This is a genomic window from Pimelobacter simplex, from assembly GCF_024662235.1.
In the GTDB taxonomy this organism is placed as follows: Bacteria; Actinomycetota; Actinomycetes; order Propionibacteriales; family Nocardioidaceae; genus Nocardioides.
The window spans coordinates 4,008,132-4,031,048 of record NZ_CP096276.1 but is presented as its reverse complement, the minus strand read 5'-3'; the positions used below and the strand labels follow the sequence as shown (position 1 = coordinate 4,031,048).

The 22,917-nt window shown below is 72.7% G+C and carries 21 protein-coding genes; 17 read left to right on the top strand and 4 right to left on the bottom strand.

What is annotated here, in order from left to right; all coding sequences use genetic code 11:
• Positions 1–11 precede the first annotated feature (11 nt).
• Together purM and M0M48_RS19900 are read left to right on the top strand one after the other, a co-directional pair.
• The gene (purM, locus tag M0M48_RS19905; protein ID WP_215817095.1) at positions 12–1,073 is read left to right on the top strand and encodes a phosphoribosylformylglycinamidine cyclo-ligase; all 1,062 of its coding nucleotides are present in this window, start codon (positions 12–14) and stop codon (positions 1,071–1,073) included.
• Between the two features lie 142 nt (positions 1,074–1,215).
• A complete protein-coding gene (locus M0M48_RS19900) occupies positions 1,216–1,407 on the top strand; it encodes a DUF3073 domain-containing protein (protein ID WP_215817096.1) in 192 nt (63 codons plus the stop codon).
• 107 nt (positions 1,408–1,514) lie between these two features.
• Here the strand turns inward: M0M48_RS19900 and M0M48_RS19895 are convergent, their stop codons facing one another.
• A complete protein-coding gene (locus tag M0M48_RS19895; protein ID WP_257752459.1) occupies positions 1,515–2,840 on the bottom strand; it encodes a hypothetical protein in 1,326 nt (441 codons plus the stop codon).
• 288 nt (positions 2,841–3,128) lie between these two features.
• On the opposite strand from M0M48_RS19895, the gene M0M48_RS19890 reads away from it, so the two are divergent.
• Genes M0M48_RS19890 through M0M48_RS19880 form a run of 3 tightly spaced genes read left to right on the top strand, consistent with a single transcriptional unit; the run spans position 3,129 to position 5,532 of the window.
• The gene (locus M0M48_RS19890; protein ID WP_215817098.1) at positions 3,129–3,881 is read left to right on the top strand and encodes an ABC transporter substrate-binding protein; all 753 of its coding nucleotides are present in this window, start codon (positions 3,129–3,131) and stop codon (positions 3,879–3,881) included.
• Positions 3,878–4,774, top strand: coding sequence for an amino acid ABC transporter permease (locus M0M48_RS19885; protein WP_215817099.1), 897 nt, complete (start codon positions 3,878–3,880; stop codon positions 4,772–4,774). The genes M0M48_RS19890 and M0M48_RS19885 overlap by 4 nt, the downstream gene beginning before the upstream one ends.
• Entirely contained in the window at positions 4,771–5,532 is a 762-nt protein-coding gene (locus M0M48_RS19880) for an amino acid ABC transporter ATP-binding protein (RefSeq protein WP_252373935.1), read from the top strand. The genes M0M48_RS19885 and M0M48_RS19880 overlap by 4 nt, the downstream gene beginning before the upstream one ends.
• Before the next feature lie 78 nt (positions 5,533–5,610).
• Here M0M48_RS19880 and M0M48_RS19875 read toward each other — a convergent pair whose 3' ends face one another.
• Positions 5,611–6,747, bottom strand: coding sequence for an NAD(P)/FAD-dependent oxidoreductase (locus M0M48_RS19875; RefSeq protein ID WP_215817100.1), 1,137 nt, complete (start codon positions 6,745–6,747; stop codon positions 5,611–5,613).
• A 131-nt stretch (positions 6,748–6,878) separates the two neighbouring features.
• Between M0M48_RS19875 and fdxA the strand changes: the two genes are divergently transcribed.
• The 4 genes from fdxA to M0M48_RS19855 are packed head-to-tail and all read left to right on the top strand — an operon-like array spanning position 6,879 to position 10,957.
• Complete coding sequence (fdxA, locus tag M0M48_RS19870; RefSeq protein WP_215817101.1) at positions 6,879–7,217, top strand: ferredoxin; 339 nt, start codon at positions 6,879–6,881, stop codon at positions 7,215–7,217.
• 14 nt (positions 7,218–7,231) lie between these two features.
• Positions 7,232–8,491, top strand: a complete 1,260-nt coding sequence (locus tag M0M48_RS19865) for a Gfo/Idh/MocA family protein (RefSeq protein WP_257752458.1) — start codon at positions 7,232–7,234, stop codon at positions 8,489–8,491.
• On the top strand, positions 8,478–9,686 hold the full coding sequence (locus tag M0M48_RS19860) for an amidohydrolase family protein (RefSeq protein WP_257752457.1): 1,209 nt from the start codon (positions 8,478–8,480) through the stop codon (positions 9,684–9,686). Before M0M48_RS19865 ends, M0M48_RS19860 begins: the two co-directional genes overlap by 14 nt.
• Positions 9,683–10,957: an amidohydrolase gene (locus tag M0M48_RS19855; protein WP_257752456.1), complete on the top strand. Its 1,275-nt coding sequence runs from the start codon at positions 9,683–9,685 to the stop codon at positions 10,955–10,957. The genes M0M48_RS19860 and M0M48_RS19855 overlap by 4 nt, the downstream gene beginning before the upstream one ends.
• 8 nt (positions 10,958–10,965) lie before the next feature.
• On the opposite strand, the gene M0M48_RS19850 is transcribed toward M0M48_RS19855, so the two are convergent.
• Positions 10,966–11,670, bottom strand: a complete 705-nt coding sequence (locus M0M48_RS19850) for a GntR family transcriptional regulator (RefSeq protein ID WP_257752455.1) — start codon at positions 11,668–11,670, stop codon at positions 10,966–10,968.
• A 172-nt stretch (positions 11,671–11,842) separates the two neighbouring features.
• On the opposite strand from M0M48_RS19850, the gene M0M48_RS19845 reads away from it, so the two are divergent.
• Positions 11,843–13,183 carry an MmgE/PrpD family protein gene (locus M0M48_RS19845; RefSeq protein WP_257752454.1) on the top strand — a complete coding sequence of 447 codons (1,341 nt, stop codon included), beginning with the start codon at positions 11,843–11,845 and terminating at the stop codon, positions 13,181–13,183.
• A 58-nt stretch (positions 13,184–13,241) separates the two neighbouring features.
• A complete protein-coding gene (locus M0M48_RS19840; protein ID WP_257752453.1) occupies positions 13,242–14,519 on the top strand; it encodes an FAD-dependent oxidoreductase in 1,278 nt (425 codons plus the stop codon).
• Here the strand turns inward: M0M48_RS19840 and M0M48_RS19835 are convergent.
• Entirely contained in the window at positions 14,498–15,193 is a 696-nt protein-coding gene (locus tag M0M48_RS19835) for a GntR family transcriptional regulator (protein WP_257752452.1), read from the bottom strand. The genes M0M48_RS19840 and M0M48_RS19835 overlap by 22 nt on opposite strands.
• Positions 15,194–15,664: 471 nt before the next feature.
• Here M0M48_RS19835 and M0M48_RS19830 point away from each other — a divergent pair, with 471 nt between their 5' ends.
• From M0M48_RS19830 to M0M48_RS19805, 6 genes are all read left to right on the top strand, one after another.
• Entirely contained in the window at positions 15,665–16,720 is a 1,056-nt protein-coding gene (locus M0M48_RS19830; protein WP_257752451.1) for an aromatic ring-hydroxylating oxygenase subunit alpha, read from the top strand.
• A 10-nt stretch (positions 16,721–16,730) separates the two neighbouring features.
• Complete coding sequence (locus tag M0M48_RS19825; RefSeq protein WP_257752450.1) at positions 16,731–17,765, top strand: L-2-amino-thiazoline-4-carboxylic acid hydrolase; 1,035 nt, start codon at positions 16,731–16,733, stop codon at positions 17,763–17,765.
• Positions 17,766–17,788: 23 nt separating this feature from the next.
• A complete protein-coding gene (locus M0M48_RS19820) occupies positions 17,789–19,075 on the top strand; it encodes an alpha/beta hydrolase domain-containing protein (RefSeq protein WP_257752448.1) in 1,287 nt (428 codons plus the stop codon).
• A 188-nt stretch (positions 19,076–19,263) separates the two neighbouring features.
• On the top strand, positions 19,264–20,259 hold the full coding sequence (locus tag M0M48_RS19815; protein ID WP_257752447.1) for a BMP family protein: 996 nt from the start codon (positions 19,264–19,266) through the stop codon (positions 20,257–20,259).
• 2 nt (positions 20,260–20,261) lie between these two features.
• Positions 20,262–21,830 carry an ABC transporter ATP-binding protein gene (locus M0M48_RS19810; protein WP_257752446.1) on the top strand — a complete coding sequence of 523 codons (1,569 nt, stop codon included), beginning with the start codon at positions 20,262–20,264 and terminating at the stop codon, positions 21,828–21,830.
• Positions 21,823–22,917, top strand: a complete 1,095-nt coding sequence (locus M0M48_RS19805; RefSeq protein WP_215817114.1) for an ABC transporter permease — start codon at positions 21,823–21,825, stop codon at positions 22,915–22,917. The genes M0M48_RS19810 and M0M48_RS19805 overlap by 8 nt, the downstream gene beginning before the upstream one ends.

The window sequence follows — 22,917 nt, the reverse complement described above, 5'->3', positions numbered from 1 at the left end:
CAAGGGGAATCGTGGCTGACAACGCCTATGCCCGTGCCGGCGTCGACATCGAGGCCGCGGACCGCGCCGTCGACCTGATGAAGGAGTGGGTCGAGAAGGCCCGCCGCCCCGAGATGCTCGGTGGCCTCGGCGGCTTCGCCGGCCTCTTCGACGCCTCCGCGCTGCTGGCGTACAAGCGCCCGCTGCTCGCGACCTCCACCGACGGTGTCGGCACCAAGGTCGCCGTCGCGCAGATGATGGACAAGCACGACACCATCGGCTTCGACCTCATCGGCATGGTCGTCGACGACCTGGTCGTCTGCGGCGCCGAGCCGCTGTTCGTCACCGACTACATCGCCACCGGCAAGGTGGTCCCCGAGCGGATCGCCGCCATCGTCAAGGGCATCGCCGAGGCGTGCGTCGAGGCCGGCTGCGCGCTGGTCGGCGGCGAGACCGCCGAGCACCCGGGCCTCCTGGCCCCCGACGAGTACGACGTCGCCGGCGCCACCACCGGTGTCGTCGAGGCCGACGCCCTGCTCGGCTCCAACCGGGTCCGCGAGGGCGATGTCGTCCTCGCGATGGCCGCCAGCGGCCTGCACTCCAACGGCTACTCCCTGGCCCGCCACGTCTTCTTCACCCAGGCCGGCTGGACCGTCGACCGCCACGTCGACGAGCTCGGCCGCACCCTCGGCGAGGAGCTCCTCGAGCCGACCCGGCTCTACACCAAGCCCTGCCTCGCGATCGCCCGCGAGACCGAGACCCACGCGATGGCCCACGTCACCGGCGGCGGCCTGGCCAACAACCTCGCCCGGGTGATGCCGCCCGAGCTCAAGGCCACCCTCGACCGCGGCACCTGGACCCCCGCGCCGGTCTTCGACGTCGTCCGCCGTCTCGGCGACGTCGCCCAGCCCGACCTCGAGGCCACCCTCAACTGCGGCGTCGGCATGGTCGCCCTGGTCGCCCCCGACGCCGTCGACGCCGCCCTGGCCCGCCTCGGCGAGTTCGGGATCGACGCCTGGGTCGCCGGCGACGTCGCCGTCGATCCCGACCAGAAGGGCACGGTCGAGCTGGTCGGCCAGCACCCCGGTTGGTGATCTCCGCCTCAGCCACACGCCGGGGGTCACCCTGACGTGCGGGAACACCCATGCGCCATGTACCGTTGGACCCACGAGACTCTGATTCAGCAGTCCGGGGCCCGGAGGGTCCCCGGCCAAGTGTGCGAGGGGGCTGGACCCTATGGGCCGCGGCCGAGCGAAAGCCAAGCAGACGAAGGTCGCACGCGACCTGAAGTACCGCACTCACGACACGGATCTCAGCGCCCTTGCGCGCGAGCTCCACGGTGAGCCGGACGACGTGGGCACGACCGATGAGGTCGATGCCGATGTCGATGTCGACAAGTGGTCGGACTACGCCGACCGTCGCGACTGAGCTGGTCTGGCGCGAGCGCGTCCCGAGCGCGAAGTGCGAGGGTTGCTGGTCCGAGAGGCGAGCAGGCGCTCGGATCTCGCACCAGCAACCCACGCACTTCGGCGGGGCTAGTGCTCGCGCATCACGACGACATCGCCGTGGGTGCCGTAGCCGGCCAGTGAGCCGCCGTACGGGTGGCCGTTGAAGGTGACGAGCCGCCAGGTGTCGCCACCGACCTCGGGGTCGGGCGGGACGACGGTGGGCCAGGGGATGTTCGTCGGGTACGGCGCGTCCACGGTGCCCTGCTCGCGCAGGGCGGTGTCGAAGATCGGGAACCTGCCGCGGGTCGCCCGCGGGTTGTCCCGGCCGTCACCGGCCAGCACCCGCCAGGTGTCGCCGACGCGCAGGAGCGTGGTGCCCTCGGTGGCGCGGCGATCGGTCGCGGCGCCGTGCAGGGTGAGGTCGTCGAGGCTCGGGCCCGCGGCCAGGACCGGGTGGAAGTCGAAGAACCGGCGGGCGCTGACGTAGCCGACCAGCCAGGTGCCGGTCGCCGGGTCGCGCACGAGGTGCGGGTCCCAGGTGCCGACGCTGGGGACGCCGGGCGCGGTGGGCAGGGCGAGCTCGCGGGTGGCGAGCACGTGCCGGCCGGTGGTGAGGTCGGCGCTGGACTCCGCGAGGGTGACCCGCAACGCGCCGGGCACCCGCTCCTTCTTGTCCGCGGGGAAGTCCGACCAGGTGCTGGTCGCGACCAGCCAGCGGTCTCCGTCACGAAGCAGGTGGGTCGCATGGTCGCCGTACACGCCGGGGCGGTCGGGGCGCCCGAAGAAGAGGTCGGCACGGTGCTCGACCCGGTCGTCCGGGGTCAGCGCCCACAGCGAGGTGTGGGCGGTGTCGAAGAAGCCCGGTCCCGCGCTCGTCGCGGTGAGCAGCACCGCGCCCCCCGTCCGGTACGGCGTCCCGTCGGCGTGCGAGACCATCCGGATGTCGCGCAGCCCGAGCTGGCCGAAGGGCCCCGTGCGGACGCCGGTCACCGCGCCGGAGCCCGCGCCGCGCAGCGCACCGATCCAGTCGGCGTCGCGGGTGTCGGGCCCGCCGGACGTGCGCAGGTCGATCCGGCCGCGCACCACCCAGCGCTCCTTCTCGTGGGTGAGCACGGCGAGGTGGCTCCCGGTCAGGGTGAGCCCCAGCCGGTCGGGCGGTACGCCGGTGCGCCCGTGCCGCCGGCTGCGCGCGGTCTGCTCGGTGCCGTCGGCCCGGCGGACCGCGAGCGCGGTGCGCCCGTCGTCGAGCCGTACCGTCAGGCAGGTGCCGTCGGGGTGGGCGAGGGAGAGGGCGCCGCGGGTCCCGGTGAGCGTCGCCTCGACCGCGGCGTACGGCGCGAGGAGGGGTGCGTCCGGGCTGGTGACCAGGGCGATCGGGCGGTGCCGGGCGACGATCTCGAACGGCGGAAGCACCCGCGCACCCTACGCGGTCGGGCGTGTCCCGGGCGCTCGGACCGGCGTGGGGAGCGCCGGTGAGGCCGACCTAAATTGGATATTGCCTCTTGCCTCCTGGATCCAATCAGTGATTCACTCCCTCCTGTCCGGCAAAGAATTGAAGGAATGGTGCTCATGCGACGGTTCAGTCATCGCCGCGGCTCGATGGCAGCTGCAGTGCTCGTGGGAGCGCTCGCGCTCCTGACCGCCTGCGGCAGTGGGTCGAGCTCGAACGACTCGGACGGAAAGCCGCAAGGCGAGTACGGATTGCCCTCGGGGGTCAGCACGGTCAAGATCGCGACGGCCGTCGGCCTCGCGCCCTACGAGGTCTTCGGCTCCGACGGCAAGACGATCGAGGGCTACGAGCCCGACATCCTCAACGAGATCGCCAAGCGACTCGGCGTCAAGCTCGAGTGGACCGCCGCCAAGTTCGAGACGATCATGCCGGGCGTCAACGCCGACCGGTACGACATCGCGATCAACGGCATCTTCTACACCGAGGAGCGCGCGGCGCAGTTCAGCCTGCTCAGCTACTTCGGTGACTCCGCGACGGTCCTGGTGCCCAAGGGCAACCCCGAGGGCATCGCCACGCCCGCGGACCTGTGCGGCAAGAACGTCGCGGTGCAGACGGGGACCATGTACCCCGACGCGATCACCAAGCTCTCCAAGGAGAACTGCGAGGCGAAGGACCTGCCCGCGATCAAGCAGGTCGTCTACGGCGACTCCGCCGGTCACGTGCTCCTGATGAACCAGGGCCGGGCCGACGCCACCGCCACCGCGCGCCTCGTCGCCGACTACGCGTCGCACGCCGGTGACAGCGACCTCGAGACCGTCCCCGGTCTCGACTTCGAGAAGGCCACGTACGCGATGGTCTTCAAGAAGGACAGCAAGCTGGTCGCGCCCTTCCAGAAGGCGCTGCAGTCGATGATCGACGACGGCACCTACGGCAAGATCGCGGACGAGTGGGGTCTGAGCCAGAGCCAGATCTCCGACGCGTCCACGGACGCGCCGACCCCGTGACCGTGTCCGACCTGCGCCCCGACGAGCAGTCGGCGGCACCCGTGGCTGCCGGCGAGCGAACCATCGCTCGCCGGCAGTACGGCCGTTGGGTCGCGGCCGTCGTCATCGTCGCGCTCGCGGCGGTCGTCGTCCGCCAGTTCGCGGTCGCCGACATCGACTGGGGGGTCATCCCCGACTACCTGACCTCGGGCACGATCCTGCGCGGGCTGTGGGGCACGGTGTGGCTCACCGTCCTGGCGATGGTCGTCGGCATCGTGGTCGGCGTCGTCGTCGCGGTCATGGGGCTCTCGGACAACCCCGTGATCAAGGCGGCCGCCAACTTCTACCTCTGGTTCTTCCGGGGGATCCCGGCGCTGGTGCAGCTGCTGCTGTGGTTCAACATCGCGCTGGTCATCAAGGACGTCCACCTGCCGCCCTTCTACGAGGGGACGACGAACGACCTGGTCACGCCGCTGCTGGCGGCGGTGCTCGGTCTGGGTCTCTCCGAGGGCGCGAGCATGGGGGAGATCGTGCGCAGCGGCATCCTCTCGGTCGACCCCGGCCAGGCCCAGGCGGCCAAAGCGCTCGGGTTCACCCAGGGGCAGACGATGCGGCGCATCGTGCTGCCGCAGGCGATGCGGGTGATCGTGCCGCCCACCGGCAACGAGGTCATCAACATGACCAAGTACACCTCGCTCGCCTTCGCGGTCTCCTACTCCGAGCTGCTGAGCAGCGCGACCGGCATCTACTCGATGAACTTCAAGGTCGTCGAGCTGCTGCTCACCATCACCATCTGGTACCTCGCGCTCACCACCGTGCTCATGGTCATCCAGGGCTGGATCGAGCGCCGGCTGGCGCGGAGTCGAGGCGCCGGTCCCGCACGAGCGGGTCGCCGCAAGGAGGTCAAGGCATGAGCGCGCTGGTCCAGGTCAGCGGCGTCCGCAAGAGCTACGGGGCGCACGAGGTGCTGTCGGGCATCGACCTCCAGGTCGAGCAGGGCAGCGTGCTGTGCATCATCGGGCCCTCGGGCTCGGGAAAGTCGACCCTGCTGCGCTGCGTCAACCACCTCGAGAAGGTCGACGCCGGCCGGATCGAGGTGTGCGGCGAGCTCATCGGGTACGAGCGCCACCGCGGTCACCTGCGGGAGATGCGCGAGCGCGACGTCGCCCGGCAGCGCCGCAAGATCGGCATGGTCTTCCAGAACTTCAACCTGTTCGCGCACCGGACGGTCCTCGAGAATGTCATCGAGGCCCCGGTCCGGATCAAGGGGGAGTCGCGGAGCGAGGTGGTCGCCCGCGCGGTCGAGCTGCTCGACCGGGTCGGCCTCAAGCACCGCCAGGACGCCTATCCCTCGCAGCTCTCGGGCGGTCAGCAGCAGCGGGTCGCGATCGCGCGCGCCCTGGCGATGCGTCCCGAGCTGATGCTCTTCGACGAGCCCACCTCGGCGCTCGACCCCGAGCTGGTCAGCGAGGTCCTCGCGGTGATGAAGGACCTGGCCGAGTCCGGTATGACGATGCTCGTGGTGACCCACGAGATGGGCTTCGCCCGTGAGGTCGCCGACGAGGTGGTCTTCATGGACGGCGGCGTCATTGTCGAGAAGGGTCCGCCGGACCAGGTCATCGGCAACCCGCAGGAGCCGCGTACGCGTGCGTTCCTCGGGCGTGTGCTCTGAACGCCGGCGCGCACGAACGCTGAAACGACAAGATCCCGGGTGCCTCGCGGCACCCGGGATCTTTCGCGTTCGCCGTGGTCAGTGGTGGCTGCCCGAGCGCATCCACTCCAACGTGGTCGGGGTGCGCCACGGGTCGAAGGCGGCGGCGTCGATGCGCGGGTCCGGGTCGGTGCCGCCGGTCATCAGCCGGGCCAGGAACTCCGCGAACGGCGGGCCCATCATCGTGCCGTGGGCGTCGAAGCCGCTGAGCACCCACAGGTCGTCCTCGACCTGGCCGGCGAAGGGCTGGCCGTCGCCCCCGGTGGCGTCGGCGTAGGTCGTCGTCGTGGCGTGGACGTCGGCCTCGGTGAAGACCGGCGCGCGCACCTCGGAGGCCTCGGCGAACTCCTCGAGCATGTCGAGCGCGGAGTAGGTCTCCGGCGTCCGGCTCGACGCGATCGTGAAGCAGACGCCGTCCTGCTCGCGCTCCACCTCCCAGCCGCTGTCGAGGTCGATGGTCAGCGGCAGGGGCTGGTCGCCGAGCATCGGCGTGGTGAAGCCGGTGTGGATCTTCATCGGCGTGATCGGCAGGTCGAGGCCGAATGCCTGCGCGAGCGCCGGCGAGCCCAGACCCGCGGCGATCACGACCCGGCGGGCTGAGCCGACCTCGGTGCCCTCCAGGCGCCACCCGCCCGGCGTGCGCACGATCGCGGAGACCTTCTGGTCCTGCTCGAAGCGGACGCCGAGGCGGCGCGCCGCGCGCACGAGGCCCTGGAGCCCGTCGGTCGGGTTGGTCCGGCCGTCACCCGGCGTCCAGCTGCCGCCGAGCAGACCCTCGGGGGAGAGCCACGGGACGATGCCGGGCAGGTCCGCCGCGGCGACCAGCTCGACGGTGGCCGCGCCGGCCGCGCGCTGGACGTCGGCCGCGGCGCGCAGCGCGTCGTACTTGCGGGGGTCGCCGGTGACGAGGAGGTAGCCGTCCTCGTGGAAGGGGCACGGCCAGTCGAAGACGTCCTCGAAGGTCTTCCAGAACCGCAGCCCGCGCAGCCCGAACTCGACCGCCTGGGGCGTGCTGAACTGCTGGCGGACGCCGCCGAAGGAGCCGGCGGTCGCGCCGCTCCCGAGCGTGCGCTCCTCGAGGACGACGACGTCCTCCTCGCCCTGGCGCGCCAGGTAGTAGCCGAGGGCCACGCCCGCGATCCCGCCGCCGATGATGACGGTTCCCGCTGTGGTCATCGCCGTCCGTCCTTTTGTGCTCATCCGGGTGCTCACGCCTCCTGCATGGTCCCTTTGACAGAAGCGTAGAGCAATGTACATTGGATCCAATAGCCATGCGCCAGACTGATTTCGCCTGAGGGGGCCCCTGGATGACCTTCGCCATCGGCAGCGGTTGCGTCGACGTACGAGACCGGTCCTGCGTCGACGTCTGTCCGGTCGACTGCATCTACGAGGGTGACCGCAAGCTCTACATCAACCCGGACGAGTGCATCGACTGCGGCGCGTGCATGACCGAGTGCCCGCAGAACGCGGTCGTCCGGCTCGGCGAGGTGCCGGCCGGTGAGGAGGAGCTCGCGCTCGACAACGCGACGTTCTTCCTCGACGTGCTGCCCGGTCGCAGCGAGCCGATCGGCGCCCCCGGCGAGGCCGCCCCGCTCGGCCGGATCGGGGTCGACACCCCGCTCGTCGCCGCCCTCGCCGGTCGATGAGGAGGAGCCTGGAGATGGAGATCAAGCCTGTAGGAATCGCCCTCGTCGGCTGCGGCGGCATGGGACTGCGCCACGTGCGCGGCTATGCGGCCCTGCGCAACGCCGGTACGCCGGGCGCGGTGCTCGCCGCGGTCTGCGACACCGACGCCGCCCGGCGCGCCGAGGCGGTCGAGCTCTACCGGGCGCTGACCGGTGAGGTCGTCCCGGCCGTGGCCCGGATGGAGGACCTGGCGGCGCTGCGCGACGTGGTCGCGGTCGACGTGGCCGTGCCGACGGCGTACCACCTGCCGCTCGCGCTCGAGGCCTTCGGCCGCGGCCTGCACGTCATGGTCGAGAAGCCGATCGCGCTCACCGTGCGCTCGGCCCGGCGGATGACCGAGGCCGCCGCGGAGGCCGGCCTGGTGCTGGCGGTCGCGGAGAACTTCCGGCGGGTGCCCGGCAACCGCGCCTTCCGGGCGCTGCTCGACCAGGGCGAGATCGGGCGGCCGTACTTCACCACGAGCACGCTCTCGATCCCGTCGTCGATGCTGCACCCCACCGGCGGCGAGGTCGCCTGGTACCGCGACCAGACCCTGTCGGGCTCGCTCGTCGCGCTCGAGATGGGCGTGCACGAGATGGACCTGCTCCAGTACTGGTTCGGGCCGGCGCGCACCGTCGACGCCGTGGTCCGCACCTACGAGCCCGAGCTGGTCCACGCCGACGGCTCGACGACGACGGTGACCAGCGAGGACACCTGCCTGGCCCGGGTCGACTTCGACGACGACCTCTCCGCGCAGGTCACGCTCACGATGGCCGGGCACGGCGAGCCGCTCGGGCAGCGGCTCGTGGTCGGCTCGCGCGGCAGCGTCAGCTCGGCGTGCTGGGAGGGCTGGCAGGACGGCTGGATCGCGCTCGACGACGGCACCCGGGTGCCGGTCGAGGACCGGATCCGGGCCTGGGCCGACGGCCTCGACGCCGACGCCCGGGAGCACTGGCTGCCGCTGGGCACCTGGAACCCCGACGACATCACGCTCGACGTGCAGGACCCGGTCCGCTACGGCGTGGCCTACGAGATCCACGACTTCGCCCGCGCGGTCGCGACCGGCGGCCGGCCCGAGATCGGTGGCCCCGAGGGCACCGACGACCTCGCGGCGGCCATCGCGCTGCTCGAGTCGTCGCTGTCCGGCGGGCCGGTCCAGGTCGCCGACGTGGCCGCGGGTGTGGTCACCCGCTGGCAGGACCCGCTGGACGAGCGGCTGCTCGCCGCCGACGGGACGCGCGATGGCGCCCGCTGAGGACCAGCAGACCGTCGGCACGCTGCTGCGGGGCGCACAGGTGTGCGGCCCCTCCGGCGTACCGGAGGTGGGCGACGTGCTGCTCGTCGGTACGGCGATCGCCGCCGTCGCCCGCGACCTCGGCGGCGTGCCCGGCGCGCTGCCCGTGGCGGAGGTCGACGCGGCGGGGCACCTGCTGGTGCCCTCGTTCGTCGACCAGCACTCCCACCCCACCGGGGGCGGGGGAGGGGGCGGCCCCGAGACGCTGAGCTTCCCGATCCCCTTCGAGCGGTACGCCGCCGCCGGGATCGGCACCGTCGTCGGCTGCTCCGGCAACGACTCGGTGGTCCGGCGGCCCGAGGCGCTGCTCGCCCGGGTCAAGGGGCTGCGCCGGCTCGGCCTCAACGCGCACCTGTACACCGGCGAGATCGGCTACCCGCCCGAGACCATCACCGGCTCGATCCGCCGCGACCTCGCGCTCGTCGACGAGGTGCGCGGCGTCAAGGCCGCGATCGGCGGCCGCGGCAGCATCGTGCGCCGCAGCCAGCTCGCCGACCTCGCCGGCGAGGCGGCCCGCGGCAGCCGGAGCGCCGGCCGGGCGCCGGTCCTGCACCTGCACGTCGAGCCCGATGTCGCCAGCATCCGGCTCGTCGCCCGCGCGATCGCGCACGGTGACGTCGCGCCCGAGACGGTGACCGTCACCCACGTCAACTGGAACGACGCCGTGCTCGACGAGGCGATCGGCCTCGCCGAGCAGGGCGTCAACGTCGACGTCACCGCCTGCATCCGCCCCGAGTTCTTCCCCGGCACCATCGATCCGCTCGTCGCGCTGCGCGCGCTCCTCGACCAGGTCGACGCCGCGCGCGTGACGATCTCGTCGGACGCGGGCGGCAACCACCCCGACGGCCCCGGCGGCCACGGCGCGCTGGTGATGCACCAGCCGGACCTGCTGGCCGACATCTTCGCCGCGGGGCTGCGGACCGGGCTGCTCGCCGTGCCCGAGCTGGTGCGGGTCTTCGCGGCCAACCCGGCCGCGCGGCTCGGGCTCACCGACGTGGGCGCGGTGCGGGTGGGGGCCCGGGCCGACGTGCTGCTGGTCGAGGCGGACAGCGGGCGGATCGCGTCGGCGTACCTGGCCGGGCGGCGGGTGGTCGCGGCCGGTCAGCCGGTCGTGCGCGACCAGGCCCAGAACCTCCCGGCCGAGGGCTCCCGGTGACCGGGGTGACCGGGGTTCCGGTGGATGTCGTCGGCTGGCGGCGCCGGTTCCACCGGGAGCCCGAGCTGGGCTTCCTGGAGTACCGCGCCGCGGCGGCGGTCGCCGAGCGCCTCGAGACCCTCGGGTACGACGTCCGCCTCGGCGCCCGCGTGCTGGACCCCGCCCTGCGGATCGGCGTCCCCGAGGACACCGAGACCGCGTGGCAGGCCGCGCTGGACGACGGCGTGCCACGCCGCCTGCTGGACCCGATGCGCGGCGGCCTGACCGGCGTCGTGGCCCGGCTCGACGGCAACCGCCCGGGGCCGTGCGTCGCGCTCCGGTTCGACCTGGACGCGCTGCCGATCGCCGAGGCGGCGACGGCGGACCACCCTCCGGCGGCGGCCGGCTTCGCCTCGGCCCACCCCGGCGTGATGCACGCCTGCGGGCACGACGGGCACACCGCCGTCGGCCTGGCACTGGCCGAGCGGCTCGCGGACGGCGACTTCCCGGGCTCGGTGCGGCTGGTGTTCCAGCCCGCCGAGGAGGGACTGCGCGGCGCTCGCGCGATGGCGATCGCGGAGAACCTCGACCAGGTCGACCTCTGCTACGCCTTCCACCTCGGCATGGGCGCGCCGACCGGCACGGTCCACGGCGGGACCACCGGGTCGCTGGCCTCGACCAAGCTGCGGGTGACCTTCACCGGGGCCGCCGCGCACGCGGGCATGACGCCGCAGGAGGGCCGCAACGCCCTGCTCGCGGCCGCGCACGCGACGCTCGCGGTCCACTCACTGGTGCAGCACGGGAGTGCGAGCACCCGGGTCAACGTCGGCGCGCTCGTCGCCGACGGCACCTCCAACGTCATCCCCGCGCACGCCGTGCTCCGGCTCGAGGTCCGCGCCGACGACTCCGCGGCCTGCGCCGGCCTGGAGGAGCGCGTGCTCGTCGCGATCGAGTCCGCGGCCGCGATGTTCGGCGTCGCGGTGGCGATCGAGGTGACCGGCAAGGCCCCGGCCGTGGTCTGCGACCAGGACCTCGTCGAGCACGTCGTGACCGTCGCGACGGGCGTCCCCGGGGTCACCGAGGCGCACGCGCGGCTCCACGACGGCGGCAGTGACGACGCCTCGTGGCTCATCGACGCGGTCCGGGCCCAGGGCGGGCGCGGTACCTACCTCGTCGTCGGCGCGACCCACCCCTCCGGGCACCACAGCGACCGCTTCGACCTCGACGAGCGCGCGCTGCCGATCGCCGTCGACCTGCTCGCGCGGCTGATCGGCGCCCCGCCGGCCGGATGAGGCCGGGCTCAGTCGACGTGCGTGGTGGTGGCGCGCCAGGAGGGCTCGGTGCCCTCGGGTGCGGCCAGCCGGTCGCCCAGCAGGCTCAGGAGCGAGCGCAGCTCACCGTCGCGGTGGGCGTTCTGGAGCTCGACCACCCGGCGTACGTCGCCCGCGGCGGCCGCGTCGGCGATCGCGAAGTGCTCGTCCGCGCTGGCCCGGGCGGCGTCGACGTCCTGGAGGTAGAGCGACCGGTAGGCGTCGGCGTTCCAGGCCTGCCGGATCGAGTCGACCAGGTGCTCGTGGCGCTCGGCGGTGCAGAGCTCGAAGTGGAACTCGCGGTTGGCGTAGGTCGCGGCGACGCGGTCGTTGCGAGCCAGGGCCGCGGCGGTCTCGTCGGCGGCGCGGCGGATCTTGGCGATGCGCTCGGGGGTCAGCTGCGGGACGGCCAGCGCGACCGCCTCGGTCTCGAGCAGCTCGCGGATCCGGTAGAGGTCGCTGAGGACGTCGAGGCTCATCACGGCGATCTCGTAGCCGCGGTGGGGTTCGTAGACGACCTGGCGCTCGCCCTCGAGGATGCGCAGCGCGTCGCGCACGGGTGCGCGGCTCACGCCGAGCTCCTTGGAGATCGCGTCGACGTTGAGGCGCGAGCCCACGACGTACTCACCTTCGAGCAGAGCGCGCCGCAGCTCGGAGAGCACCGCCTCCACCTGGGTGGGGGGTTTCTGGAACACGCCGGTCGTCATGGAGCTCCTCTTGCATCCAGGATCCAATGGTCGGACTCTAGCAGTGTGCACGCTAGCGGCTCGGCGCTCGCGATGGGTGGTACGTGCCACACAACGGTCTCCGCGGCCGGTCGTATCGTGGGCGCGGGCACCGGCCGGGAGCCCGAGCAGGGGGAGTGCAGTGACCATTCGTGAGGTGGCCGCCTTCGTCGCGCGCCTGTCCGTCGACGACCTTCCGCCGGCGACGCTGCGGCGGGCCCGTGAGGGGCTGCGCGACACCGTCGGCGTCGCCGTCGCCGGGTCCACGACGAGCGCGGCCCAGGCTGCGGCCCGGGCGTTCGCCGAGGACGCCGGACCCTTCCGCACGCTGGTGCCGGGAGCGCCGCGGCACGGCGCGACCGGCGCGGCGTTCCGCAGCGCCGTGGCCGCCAGCGCGCTGGACTACGACGACGGCCACTACCAGGGCGGCGCCATCCACGCGGCGTCCGTCATCGTCCCGACGATCCTCGTCGCGGCCTCGACCCGGCCGGTCGACGGGGACCGGCTCGTCGAGGCGCACGTGGCGGCGTACGAGGTGGCGATGCGGCTCGCGCACCTGCTCTGGCCGCGCGACGAGGCCGTCGACCGCTGGTACTGCACCGGGACGGCGGCCGCGGTCGGCGCCGCCGCAGGTGCGGCCAAGGTGCGCGGCGCCGACGAGGACGGCATCCGCCGCGCCCTCCAGATCGCCTGGGCGCACGCGCCGATGGCCGCGCTGCAGTGGCCGATGGTCAAGGAGGCGATCGGCTGGTCGGCGGTCACCGCGCTCAACGCGTGCCTGCTCGCCGAGGGCGGCTTCATGGCGGGCACCGGGCCGGGGCCGGTCCCGGACGCGCCCGCGATCTTCCCCCCGACGCCGTTCGACGAGCCGCGGGCGGCCGACGACCCGTTCGTCACCTCGCTGGGCACGACCTTCGAGATCGAGCGCTCCTACCTCAAGCCCTATCCGGCCTGCCGCTACACGCACACCGCGCTCGACGTGGTCGGCGAGCTGCTGGCCGACGGCCTCGCCCCCGGCGAGGTCGACCGGATCACCGTGCGCACCCACCGGTGGGCGACCTTCCTCGACTACCGCCGCCCGCCGAGCCTGGAGCACGCGCAGTACAGCTATCCCTTCGTGCTCGGCACCCTGCTGACCCACGGCCGGGTCACGCCGGTGGAGATGAGCGACGCGGCGATCGCCGACCCGCGGGTGCTCGCCCGGGCCGACCGGGTCGAGGTGGTCCACGACCCGGCGCTCGACGCGCACCTGCCCGACCACTACGCCACCCAGGTCGAGGTGACCCTGACGTCGGGCCGGCGGATCGTGTGCCCGCCGCGGCTCGACGCCCGCGGCGACGTCACCCGGCCGCTGGCCGAGGCCGAGCTGCGCGCCAAGCTCCTCGCCTGCGTGGGCCCGCACCTCGGGGACGCCGCCGAGCCGCTCGCCGACGCCTTCGCCGCGGGCGCCGGGTCGGAGCGGCTGTGGGAGCTGCTGGGCTAGGTCCCGCAATATCGCATCCTGTACATTGGATCCAATAACGGATTCAGAGGAGCGGGTCATGCGCACGTTGAATGTCGCGGTCATCGGGGCCGGACCGGCCGGGGCCTACGCCGCCGAGGCGCTGCTCAAGGCGGACGCCGCCGAGCTGGTGGCCACGGTCGACGTCATCGACCGGCTGCCCACGCCGTGGGGCCTGGTCCGCTCGGGCGTGGCTCCGGACCACCCGCAGATCAAGTCCGTGACCCGGGTCTTCGAGCGGATCGCCGACCGGCCCGGCTTCCGGTTCGTCGGCGGGGTGCGGGTCGGGGCCGATATCGCCCACGACGAGCTCCTGGAGCGCTACGACGCGCTCGTCTACTGCCTCGGCGCCGAGGCTCCCCGGCACCTCGGGGTGCCGGGCGAGGCGCTGGCGGGCGTCGTACCGGCGATCGATCTGGTGTGCTGGTACAATGCGCACCCCGACGCGGCCGGCTCGCCGCTGCCCGCGGGAGCCCGCCGGGCGGCCGTGGTCGGCAACGGCAATGTCGCGCTCGACTGCGCGCGGATGCTCATCCAGGACCCCCGGCGCCTGCACGCCACCGATGCCTCGGTCACCGCCGTCGCCGCGCTCGCGGAGAGCCCGGTCGCCGAGGTTGTCGTGGTCGGCCGGCGAGGCGCCGCCGACGCGTCGTTCACGCTGGCCGAGCTGCAGGAGCTCGGCGGCCTCGACGACGTCGAGATCGCCGTCGAGGGCGACGACCTGGTCGGCGACGAGCCGGCGGTCGCGCTGCTGCGCACCTACGCCGAGCGCCCCGCCCGCCCGGGCGCGCGCCGGCTGGTGTTCCGCTTCCACGCCGTGACGGTCGGGATCGCCGGCCAGGGCGCCGTCACCGGCCTCCAGGTCGTGCCGAACGGCGAGGGCGTGGCGACGATCCCGTGCGACGTCGTCGTCCCGGCGATCGGCTTCGAGGTGCGCGCCCCCGAGGGCCTGCCGCTCGACGAGCGGGGTGTCGTCGTCCACGAGGACGGCCGGGTCGCCCCCGGCGTGTACGTCGCGGGCTGGGCCAAGCGCGGCCCCTCCGGCGTGATCGGCACCAACCGCCGCGACGCGGCGCAGACCGTCGCCGTCCTGCTCGCCGACGTGGCGAGCGGCGCGATCGCGGCCGGGCTGCGCACCGACGGGATCGACGACCTGCTGCGCGAGCGCGACGTCGTACCGGTGTCGCTGGAGGGCTGGCGCGCGATCGACGCCGCCGAGCGCGAGGCCGGCGAGCGGTCCGAGCGCCCGCGGGTCAAGCTCGCGACGTACCCGGACCTGCGCGATGCCGCCGCCGGTCAGCGCTTGCGCGGCCGGTAGCTCAACGCCGAGTGCCAGGGCGTCCCGGCCGTCGCCTCCTCCGCGGGATCGCTCAGGTGGGCGAGGAGCACCGCGAGCTCGTGGTCGCGGTGCTCGTTCTGGAGCTTGATCACCGCGCCCGCGTCGCCCGCGGCCGCCGCATCGGCGATGCCCGCGTGGTCGGCGGCGATGCTCAGTGCGGTGTCGAGGTCGCGCAGGTAGAGCGACCGGTAGGCATCGGCGTTCCACATCCCGGTGATCGCCACGACCAGCTGCTCGTGGCGCGGCGCCCGGAACAGCCCGAAGTGGAAGTCGCGGTTGGCGTACGTCGCCGCCACCCGGTCACCGGCCAGCAGCGCCGAGGTGATCGCCGCCGCCTGCTCGCGCAGGGTCGCGACCGCCGCGGCCGACAGCGTCGGTACGGCCAGCGCGACGGCCTCGGCCTCGAGCAGCTCGCGTGAGCGGTAGAGATCGAAGAGGGCGTCCACGCCCATCTCCGGCACGAGATAGCCGCGGTGCGCCTCGTAGACGACCTGCTGCTCGCCCTCGAGGATGCGCAGGGCATCGCGCACCGGCGCCCGGCTGGTGCCCAGCTGCTTGGAGATGGCGTCGACGTTGAGCCGCGCTCCGGCGGGGTAGTCGCCCTCGAGGAGCGCCCGGCGCAGCTCGATGAGCACCGCCTCGACCGTGGTCATGGGTTTGTGGAAGGACCCTGCTCCGGGCACGCGTGGCTCCTCTCGGTGGCGGTCAGGGTACTCCGGGTGGGGTGCTTGGTGGGTGAGCGTGGTTGCGGTGGCGGCCGCGCTTAGCCGACCGTCCCCCGCCGTCAAGGCCCTCCGCTTCGCTCCGGCCGCTGCCGGCGGGCTTCGCCCGGCCTTGACTGCGGGGCCCTGACGGCCGGCTGGGGGCGCGACAACGGCACGGGCTCCGCCCGCGCCGCCGCTGTGCGGCCGCCACCTTCGCCGCCCCTGCCGCGTCCGCCGCCTCGTCGGCTTCGCCGCCTCGGCGGCTTCCGTCGCCGCCCTCGCGGCCTCCGGCGCTGCTGGAGCCTGGCCTGGCCGGCCGGGCGGGCGAGCTGCCCTGCGCGTTGCTCGGGGCGGCCAGGGCTTGACATAGGATATTGGCTATTGCATCGTGGATCCAATACTGGATCTTGGAGGTAATACATGTCGCGTCCCGACCCTGAGGCGATCGAGCGCTACCGGGTGGCCATGGAGAAGTTCTGGCACCCCGTGTCCCGGTCCGAGGATCTCCTCGACCAGCCGGTGAAGGTCGAGATCCTCGACCAGAGCATCACGATCGTGCGTCTCGACGACGAGGTCGCCGCGTTCCCCGATGTCTGCCGCCACCTCGGTGCCGCGCTGTCGCTCGGGGACGTCGTCCAGGGTGGTCAGGCGCTGCGCTGCCGCTACCACGGGTGGTCGTACGACAAGTCGGGTCAGTGCGTGGACATCCCGCTGCGGGCGTCGGAGAAGATCCCCGCCCAGGCCCGGGTACGCCGCTACCTGACCCAGGAGCGCTACGGCCTGGTGTGGGTGTGCCTGGCCGAGGAGCCGGCGGCCGACCTGCCGCCGTACCCGGAGTTCGACGACGAGGACTACTACAAGAACGAGCTCGTGGTGCACGAGGAGTGGGCGGCCAGTGCGCCGCGCCTGGTGATGGCCGCGCTCGACGACACGCACTTCGCGTGGGTGCACCCGGGGACGCTCGGGGTGGCCGAGCAGCCGACGATGCCGCAGCGGGTGGGGGACATCCCGGTCAAGGTCGAGGGTGCCGAGCTGACCTCGCAGTACCGGACGGTGCTGCCGGCCGGGCCGCTGGCGGGGGTCATGGCCGAGGAGGGTGACGGGGCGGTCGCGACCGAGGTCGAGGTGGCCGACGTCGAGTTCATCAACACGGCCACGCCGAACTCGATGAAGAACGTCCTCGTCTCCGAGCACGGGACGTCGGTGACGTGGAACGTCTACCTGCCGATCTCCTACAACCGGACGCTGACGTTCACCCAGCTCTCGCGCACGTACGACAAGGACCCGCGCTTCGACGCCGAGATCGAGGAGTTCAACCTCGGGGTCAAGCAGGAGGACAAGGCCATCGTCGAGAGCCAGCGGCCGTGGCTGCTGCCGCCGCTCAAGGCGCAGATGATCCTCTACGTCCGCCCCGAGGACGTGCCGCTCATCGAGTTCCAGAAGATGGTCGAGCGCCACGGCATCCCGCAGGTCTGAGAGGTACGCCGTGACGACCGACGAGCGGACCCGGCCCGAGCTCGACTCCAAGGCGCTGCTGACCTCCATCCTCCAGGCGGGCGCGCGGATCTACATGCACATCGCCGAGGCGACCCTGGAGTCCGGGGCGCCGCAGGCTGAGGCTGCCGTCCGCGCGCACCTGCGCGGGTACGGCGGCTGGCGGGGCCAGGAGATGCGCCAGGCGCACGTCGCGCTGGGCGGGACCGTCGACATGCAGACGCTGATGCAGCGCTGGGACAGCGCGAGCACCTATGTCGTCAAGGACGAGATGGAGGCCGACGGCACCTACACGCCCGGGGACGTGCAGTTCGACGTGCACTACTGCCCGGCGTCGTTGGCGTGGAAGGAGGCCGGCTTCCACCGGTGGGGCCACGTCTACTGCGACGAGGTGCACCAGTCGATCGCCGGCAGCTACCACCCCGACGGGGTCGTGGTGATCCCGCTCAACCTGATGAAGGGCGACAGCCACTGCGCCTTCCGCTGGGTGCTGCCGCCGACGGCGCGCACCGTCGAGCAGGAGGTGACGCCGCTGGGGCGCGAGCTCGCGCAGATGTACCCGGACGCCGACACCGGTCCCGAGGACGGCGCCCGGCTCGCCCAGACCCGGACCTCGCGGCTCATCGCCGGGCGGTTCCTCACCTTCGCGCGGGCGCTCGAGGAGCACGACGTGCCCGAGAGCGTCCTGGTCGAGGGGATGCGGCGCTGGGCGACCCACCGCGGCACGCTGCTGGCCGAGGCGATCACCGGGCGGTCCGCGCACGCGTTCCTGGCCAACCTCGACCTGGCGCCGCTCACGGTGTGGCGCCACGAGCTGGTCGAGACGGGGTCGTCGCTGGTGGTGCGGGTCGCGGGCACGCCGATCGACGACATGTTCGGGCACTACGAGGTGGGTGAGCGGGCGCGGGTGTTCTGGGACGCGTTCCCGCACCTGGTGCGGGCCTTCGACCCGAGCCTGGAGTGCGAGGTCCGGCTCAGCGACGACGCGACGCCGGCGCTGCGGGAGATCGAGCTCCGCACGACCTGAGCCCCGGGCGGTAGGTTCCGCGCATGTCCGTCACCCTCCAGCCGCTCACGGGCGGCAACGGCATCGCGCTGACCTCCGCCCGGCCCGGGCCCGACCTCGCGGCCGCGGGCTGGACCGAGGTGGAGTACGCCGCCTCCGGCACCGCACGCGCGGCCGATCCCGCCCTCGGGTCGGCCGCGTTCAGCACCCGGGTCGTCGTCCGGCGGCCGGCGTCGGTGCCTGCGAGCGGCACGCTGGTCGTCGAGTGGCTCAACGTGAGCAGCGGCGCCGACGCGGCGCCCGACTGGACCTACCTGGCCGACGAGCTCGTCCGCCAGGGCCATGCCTGGGCGGGCGTCTCGGCCCAGTACAACGGCATCGCGAGCGGCGCGGCCACGGTCGCCGTCGAGGGCGTCGCGCTCCAGGGGCTCACCGGCGTCGACCCCGAGCGGTACGGCGGCCTGCACCACCCCGGCGACGCCTTCGCGCACGGGATCTTCACCGAGGTCGCCCGGACGCTCGCCGCGCAGACCGGTGCCGAGCGGGTGCTGGCGATCGGCGAGTCGCAGTCGGCGTACCTGCTGACGACGTACGTCAACCGGGTGCACGACACGGAGCGCTTCTTCGACGGCTTCCTGATCCACAGCCGCGGCGACGTCGCCGCGCCGCTCGGCGAGGCCGGCCGCGGGATCGACCTCGTGGCGGCCCGGGAGAGCCGGGCGCCGGAGCCGCTGCGCGCCGACCTCGACGTGCCGGTGATCGTGCTGCAGACCGAGGGCGACCTGCTCGGCCGGCTGAACTACCTCCCCGCGCGCCAGCCGGACAGCGAGCGGCTGCGGGTCTGGGAGGTCGCCGGGGCGGCCCACGTGGACCTCTTCCAGATCGGCGAGTTCGAGGCCTTCCTCGGCTGCGCCGACCCGGTCAACCGCGGCCAGCAGGCCTATGTCGTCCGGGCCGCGCTCCGCCACCTCGACCGCTGGGCGCGCGGGGGAGCGCCGGCCCCGTCCGCGCCGCCGCTGGAGATCGCCGGCGGTGCGTTCGTGCGCGACGAGCTCGGCATCGTCCGCGGCGGGGTGCGGACGCCGGTGGTGGACGCGCCGGCCGACGTCCCGTCCGGGCAGGCCGGGCCGGGGGCGTCGGTGATCTGCGAGCTGTTCGGGCGGACCCTGCCGCTGCCGGACGGCGCGCGCGAGCGGCTCTGGGCGAGCCGTGCGGACTACCTCGCGGCGTACGAGCGCGCCACGGACGCGGCGATCGCCGCGGGCTTCGTCGTACCGGAGGACCGGGCGGCGGTGCTGGCGGAAGCACGTCCCCAACCTCAAGGAACCTAGAGCACGCGTGGCGCCGACTACCCGGTCACTTCTTTACCAAGTGCCACCGGGCCCTTGGGCAACGCTCGCCGGTGCTGGCGTATAGCACGCGGCACCAAACTCCTCCGAAAGTGACGCCCGACACACCCGCTGCGGGCGGATCCTGCACACCGGTTGTCGGGCGAGGGACGCACCTCGAAGGGGCAATCATGCGTGGACTGATTCGTGTGCTCACCGGTCTGGTGGCGGTGATGCTGGTGGCGGCCGGCTGTGGTGGCGGCGGGGGCGGCGCCGACGACGGGAAGACCCGCATCGCGGCGATCTTCTCCGGACCGACGACCGACGCCGACTACAACGCGCTCGGCCTGGAGGCGCTCAAGGCGGCCGAGAAGGACGGCGCCGAGGTGTCCTACTCCGAGAGCGTCGCCGTTCCCGACATCGAGCGGGTCCTCCAGGAGTACGTCGCCGACGGCTTCAACGTGATCTGGACCCACGGCTCGCAGTTCTACGAGGCCACGGCCAAGATCGCCGAGCAGAACCCCGACGTGCGCTTCATCGGGGAGTTCGACGGCGAGCCCGAGGGCCAGCCGGAAAACGTGTGGGTCATCGACCGCAACTTCCACACGGTCTTCTACCCGATCGGCGTGCTGGCCACGAACCTCACCAAGAAGGGCGAGGTCGGCTACCTGGGCGGCCTGAGCCTGCCGTTCTCGTACTCCGAGGTCCACGCCGTCGAGCAGGCGATCAAGGACAGCGGCAAGGACGTCGAGCTGAACCCCGTGTGGAGCGGCGACTTCAACGACACCGTCAAGGCCCAGCAGCTCACCAGCCAGCTGATCTCCGGCGGCGCCGACGTCATCATCACCTCGCTCAACCTCGGCGTGGTGGGCGCCTTCAAGGCCGTCAACGACACCGCTCCGGGCGCGGCCTGGGTGACGGTGAAGTACACCGACAAGTCGCAGAACGGCCCCGACCACTACGCGGCCACCGTGCTCTACGACTTCAAGCTGCCGCTGACCGAGATCCTCGCGGACCTCGACAAGGGCACCACCCAGGGCCACTACGTCATCGGCTTCGGCAAGGGCGCCAGCGTCGACGTGGGCGACAACGTCCCGGCCGAGGTCAAGGCGGAGGTCGAGAAGGCGGTCGCCGGGATCACCGACGGGTCCATCAAGGTCGAGCTCGACCAGGCCGAGGTGAAGTGACCATGGAGAACCCGCGTCTGGAGATGCGGGGGATCGTCAAGACCTTCGGACCGGTCACCGCGCTGGACTCCGTCGACCTCGTGGTCGGGCGGAACGAGGTGCACGGTCTGCTCGGTGGCAACGGCGCCGGCAAGACGACGCTGATGAACGTCCTCTACGGGCTCTACCGGCCCAACGCCGGCGAGGTCCTCCTCGACGGTCAGCCGGCCAGCATCGGCTCGCCCCGGGACGCCATCGCGGCCGGGGTCGGCATGGTCCACCAGACGTTCCTCCAGGTCGACAACTACACCGTCACCGAGAACATCGTGCTCGGGACCGACATACCGGGAGCGCTCCGGCTCGACCTCAGCGAGGCGCGGGAGCGGATCCGCGAGCTGAGCGAGCGGTTCGGTCTCACCGTCGACCCCGACGCGGTCGTCGAGGAGCTGCCCGTCGGCGTGCGCCAGCGGGTGGAGATCCTCAAGGCGCTCTACCGCGGGGCCAAGGTCCTCATCCTCGACGAGCCCACCACCAACCTCACCCCGCAGGAGGTCGACGACCTCTTCGGCTCGATGCGGGCGATGGTGGACGACGGGATGAGCGTCGTGCTCATCACCCACAAGATCCGCGAGACGCTCAGCGTCTGCGACCGGATGACGGTGATGCGCGACGGGCGCCGGGTCGAGACGATCGAGCGCGCGGACACCGATGCCGAGCACCTCGCCGAGAAGATGGTCGGCAGCACCACGGACCCGGGAGCCGCGGTCGATGCCGCGGCCCTCGGGGCGGTCGACGCCGAGAAGGTCGAGGAGTCCCTCTCGTCCGTCGGTACGACGACCGCCGTCGCCGTGCGCGACCTCGTCGTGGTCAACGACCAGGGCCACGAGCTGATCCAGGGCTTCGACCTGGAGCTGCGCGAGGGCGAGATCGTCGGCATCGCCGGCGTCGCCGGCAACGGCCAGGTCGAGCTGGCCGAGGCGCTCGCCGGTGTCCGGCCGCTGCGCGCGGGAACGGTGGAGGTCGGGGGTCGCGCCATGGGCGGGCTCGCCACCTCGGCCTGGCTCGAGCACGGCGTGGCCTACGTCCCCGAGGACCGGCACCGCGACGGCATCCTGCCGACGGCGAGCATCACCGAGAACCTGGTGCTCGGCTCGCAGCGCAGCCCGAAGGTGCGCCGGATGGGGCTGATCGACTGGGGTGCCGCCAAGCAGCGGGCCGTCGAGGCGATCGCCGAGTTCTCGGTGCGCGCCAACGGTCCCGGCACGCTGGTGGGCGACCTGTCGGGCGGCAACATCCAGCGGGTGATCCTGGCCCGGGCGTTCGCCCGGCAGCCGCGGATGCTGATCCTGCACAACCCGACCCGCGGTCTCGACATCGGCTCGACGCGGTTCGTCTACCAGCAGGTCCGCACGGCCACGGCGGCCGGCTGCGCGGTCCTGCTCATCTCCGAGGACCTGGACGAGGTGATCGCCCTGTCCGACCGGGTGATCGCGCTCTACCAGGGGTCGCAGGCCGGTGCGTGGCCGCACGGCTCGGTGGATGCGTACGAGGTCGGCCGCAGCATGACCGGACTGGGAGAAGCTCGTGTCTGAGACGACGATGACCGCTCCGCCGTCGGCACCGCCGGCGGCCCCCGAGGCCCGCGGCTCGCGCCGCGTCGCCGACGCGCTGTGGCTGGTGGTGCCCTACGTCCTGTCCGTGGTGGCGGCATTCGCCGTCGGCGGCCTGATCATCCTCGCCCTCGGGCAGGACCCGGTCGCCGCGTTCGAGTCGGTGCTCACGACGAGCTTCAACACCCGGTTCGGCACGGTCGAGACCCTCCACAAGTGGGTCCCGGTGCTGCTGTGCGCGTATGCCTTCGCGATCCCGCTGGCGACCGGCAAGTTCAACATCGGTGCCGAGGGGCAGCTGCTCGTCGGTGCGACCGGAGGTGTCGCCGTCGGCATCCTCTGGTCGGACCTGCCGATGATCGTGCTGCTGCCGTGCGTCCTGCTCGCCGGTGCCCTCGCGGGCGCGGTGTGGTCGGGCATCGCGGCGTTCCTCATGGTGAAGTTCAACGTCAACGAGATCCTCAGCACGGTGGTGCTGAACTTCATCTCCTTCCAGCTCATCGACTACGTCGCCAGCCACGTGTGGCCCGACCGGGGTGCCGGTCACCCCGCGACGGTGCGGGTGGGGGAGGGCGCGCTGCTGCCGGGCATCGGCCAGGCGCCGCCGCTGCACTCGGGCGTGATCATCACGCTCGTGCTGGTGGTCGTCATCGCGATCTTCATGCGTCGTACCTCGACGGGCTTCGAGATGCGCGCGGTCGGCGCCAACCTGCGGGCCGCGCAGGTGCACGGCATCCGGACCTCCCGGCTCGCCGGGGCGGGTCTGGTCGTCGGCGGTGCGGTGGCCGGCCTGGCCGGTGCGATCGAGGTGGCCGGCGTGCACGGCAAGATGCTCGAGGGGATGCAGTCCAACTTCCTGATCCTCGGCATCATCGTGGGCCTGATGGCCCGCGGCAGCATGATCGCGATCCCGTTCATCGCCTTCGGCATCGCCGTCCTCGAGGTCGGCGCCGGGTCGATGCAGCGCACCGCGCAGGTCCCGGTCGAGATGGTGCTCATCATCGAGGCGCTGATCCTGCTGTTCCTGCTCCTGTCCGACATCGCCCGCGCCAAGCTCAGGAGGAACTGA

Coding starts and splice junctions, on each gene's coding strand:
- M0M48_RS19900 (WP_215817096.1), top strand. CDS start 1,216: ATGGGCCGCGGCCGAGCGAAAGCCAAGCAGACGAAGGTCGCACGCGAC.
- fdxA (WP_215817101.1), top strand. CDS start 6,879: ATGACCTTCGCCATCGGCAGCGGTTGCGTCGACGTACGAGACCGGTCC.
- M0M48_RS19810 (WP_257752446.1), top strand. CDS start 20,262: ATGGAGAACCCGCGTCTGGAGATGCGGGGGATCGTCAAGACCTTCGGA.
- M0M48_RS19835 (WP_257752452.1), bottom strand. CDS start 15,193: ATGACCACGGTCGAGGCGGTGCTCATCGAGCTGCGCCGGGCGCTCCTC.
- M0M48_RS19865 (WP_257752458.1), top strand. CDS start 7,232: ATGGAGATCAAGCCTGTAGGAATCGCCCTCGTCGGCTGCGGCGGCATG.
- M0M48_RS19820 (WP_257752448.1), top strand. CDS start 17,789: ATGTCCGTCACCCTCCAGCCGCTCACGGGCGGCAACGGCATCGCGCTG.
- M0M48_RS19880 (WP_252373935.1), top strand. CDS start 4,771: ATGAGCGCGCTGGTCCAGGTCAGCGGCGTCCGCAAGAGCTACGGGGCG.
- M0M48_RS19860 (WP_257752457.1), top strand. CDS start 8,478: ATGGCGCCCGCTGAGGACCAGCAGACCGTCGGCACGCTGCTGCGGGGC.
- M0M48_RS19815 (WP_257752447.1), top strand. CDS start 19,264: ATGCGTGGACTGATTCGTGTGCTCACCGGTCTGGTGGCGGTGATGCTG.
- M0M48_RS19875 (WP_215817100.1), bottom strand. CDS start 6,747: ATGACCACAGCGGGAACCGTCATCATCGGCGGCGGGATCGCGGGCGTG.
- M0M48_RS19840 (WP_257752453.1), top strand. CDS start 13,242: ATGCGCACGTTGAATGTCGCGGTCATCGGGGCCGGACCGGCCGGGGCC.
- M0M48_RS19830 (WP_257752451.1), top strand. CDS start 15,665: ATGTCGCGTCCCGACCCTGAGGCGATCGAGCGCTACCGGGTGGCCATG.